This window comes from Egibacteraceae bacterium (genome assembly GCA_040905805.1).
Taxonomy (GTDB): Bacteria; Actinomycetota; Nitriliruptoria; order Euzebyales; family Egibacteraceae; genus DATLGH01.
The window spans coordinates 10,373-12,722 of the sequence record JBBDQS010000009.1 but is presented as its reverse complement, the minus strand read 5'-3'; the positions used below and the strand labels follow the sequence as shown (position 1 = coordinate 12,722).

4 protein-coding genes are annotated in these 2,350 nt (G+C 69.3%); all 4 read right to left on the bottom strand.

Features of this window, described 5'->3' with window-relative positions; genetic code table 11:
* Positions 1-466 precede the first annotated feature (466 nt).
* On the bottom strand, positions 467-883 hold the full coding sequence (locus WD250_01890; GenBank protein ID MEX2618946.1) for a CoA-binding protein: 417 nt from the start codon (positions 881-883) through the stop codon (positions 467-469).
* A 53-nt stretch (positions 884-936) separates the two neighbouring features.
* Positions 937-1,125, bottom strand: a complete 189-nt coding sequence (locus WD250_01885) for a hypothetical protein (protein MEX2618945.1) — start codon at positions 1,123-1,125, stop codon at positions 937-939.
* Positions 1,122-1,385: a zf-HC2 domain-containing protein gene (locus WD250_01880; protein MEX2618944.1), complete on the bottom strand. Its 264-nt coding sequence runs from the start codon at positions 1,383-1,385 to the stop codon at positions 1,122-1,124. Before WD250_01880 ends, WD250_01885 begins: the two co-directional genes overlap by 4 nt.
* Positions 1,386-1,463: 78 nt before the next feature.
* A complete protein-coding gene (locus WD250_01875) occupies positions 1,464-1,820 on the bottom strand; it encodes a metalloregulator ArsR/SmtB family transcription factor (GenBank protein MEX2618943.1) in 357 nt (118 codons plus the stop codon).
* Positions 1,821-2,350 lie beyond the last annotated feature (530 nt).

The window sequence follows — 2,350 nt, the reverse complement described above, 5'->3', positions numbered from 1 at the left end:
GCGCGCGGGTACCGACCGTCGAAGCGGTCCACCGCCCGGTAGGCCCGGATGAGCGTTTCCTGCACCAGGTCCTCGGCGCTGTCGGACTGGCCGGTCAACCGCCGCGCCACGCGCAGCAGCACGTCGAGCTCGGGGACCACGTACTCGCGGAAGTTGGCGTCACGCATCGTGGTCCGCATCGTCGCATCGCTGGCCATGACGCGGGAACCCCCGGCGATCGCGAGCCTATTCCATGGTCGTGGGAAGAGCCGGCGACAAAGAACGTGTTCCCTGTGCATGAAGGCAACCTGGAGCGGTGTGGCACGCGCCGTCAGCAACCGGACCGTCCTCGTCGAGGGCAACCAACTACGTCCCGCCGGATTCCGTCCGTTGGGAGCAGCTCGTGGAGAGCCCCGCCGCGAGGTCTGGTAGCACCACGGACAGGCGGGTCGATGTGGAAACGGACGCGCTCGGTCATGGTGACGGCCTACTCGTCGGTGCGCCGGCCCAGCTCGATCGCGGGACAGCGGTCCATCACGACCTCCAGACCGGCGTCACGTGCCCGCTGGGCGGCCTCCTGGTCGACCACACCCAGCTGCAACCACACCGCTTTGGCGCCGATCGCGATCGCTTCGTCGACGTGGCTGCCGGCGACCTCTGAGTCGCGGAAGATGTCCACGACGTCCACCGGGGCGGGGATGGAAGCGAGGTCCGGATAGCACGGCAGCCCCCGCACCTCGGCCGCGTCAGGGTTCACCGGGATGACGGTGTACCCGTGACGCTGCAGCACACCCATGACGCCGTGGCTGGCCCGTCCCTGGGATGGGGACGCGCCAACGACGGCGAAGGTGCGGTAGCGGTCGAGGATCCGGTCTGCGGCGGCGGTCATCTCATCTGTCGTCATCCCAGCTCCTTCGGCTGATCCGGGAACTTTCCCGTCATGAAGGAGCACTCCCGTCAGTGGGCGGCGCGCATCATCATGAGGCCCAACACGAACACGCCGACGCCCATCGTGAAGATCCGCAGGTCACGGTGGGGCCATGTCCGCTGCAGCGCGAAGGCCAAGACGACGAGCACCAGCCCGACCTGGAAGGCGACCCCCGCGTCAGTGCGGGGCAGCAGGATGTCGTGGAGGAACGCCCTCAACCGTCGACGTCGAGCTCGTCCACGAACCGCTCGAGACGCTGCACGGTCTCGCGGTCGGGCTCCTCGGCGAGCCGGGCGAGTCCGGCCTTGATCCCACGGAACGTCTCTGCCGCCAGGCCGCAGCGCCGGCAGGCGTCCACGTGCGTGGAGACGAGCACAGCCTCGCTGTCACCGAGCTCGCCGTCCAGGAACGGCTGCAGCAGCGGCTTGATCCGCCGGCACTCCACCATGTCGCGCATCTGCGCGAGCAGCGTTCTCACGGTGCCTTCCTCCAAGCAGTCGAGCTCAATCCTCAATCATAGGAACCCGCTGCTGTGCTGTCGCATTCCCCCAGCGTTTCACGTGTCTAGCACGGTGCAGCAGCCGACCGCAGCGGCGTTGTCGTCGAGGAACCCGCGCGCGAGGGCGAGGAACTGCTCCGCGCGGGGGTCGAGGACGCGGTAGACGGTCGCGCGGCCGCGCCGCTCGGCGGCCAGTAGCCCGCACCAGGTCAGGCAGCGCAGGTGCTCGGACACCCGTGGCTGGGGCGCCCCGACCGCCTCGACGAGCTCGCGCTGGGTGGCCTCGCCGCCGGTGAGCACGGCCTCGAGCAGACGCAGCCGGGTCGCGTCACCCAGCGTGCGGAACACCCGGGCGAGGAGCTCGTGCTCGGGCAGGGCGACCGGTTCGGGGGTGATGATGGCGGGCCTGGCCACCACGGGCTCCTTCCTGTCAGACGATCGCTGGGCCCTAGCGTACCCATCGTAATAACCGTATGCTTCGTAGAATACGGAAAACCAGATGTGAGTTCACAGGGTCGGCGCTGCCCCGCGCAGCGTACGGGTGGCGCAACCCGAGACGGCGATTGGAGCGATGATGAGCACACGAGTCGACAGGGGCGAGCGCGTCGAGCTCGAGGTGGCGGGCATGACCTGCACGGCCTGTGAGCAGCACGTCGCCGCGGCCCTGCAGACGTTCGGGGCAGACGAGATCATGGTCGACTGGCGGGCGGGTCTGGCGCGGTTCACCCTGCCCCACCTTCCACCCCTACCTGACCATGGCCGAAGGGTTGAAGCTCGCCGCCCAGGGCTTCGACCGCGACGTCGCCAAGCTGTCATGCTGCGCCGCATGAGCCCGCACAGCGACGCTGGCGAGCTCGCCGGCAAGACCGCACTCGCCGCCGTCGCGGCCGCGATCGCCTGCTGCGGCATCCCCCTGCTCATCGCCGCCGGGCTGACCGGCGCCG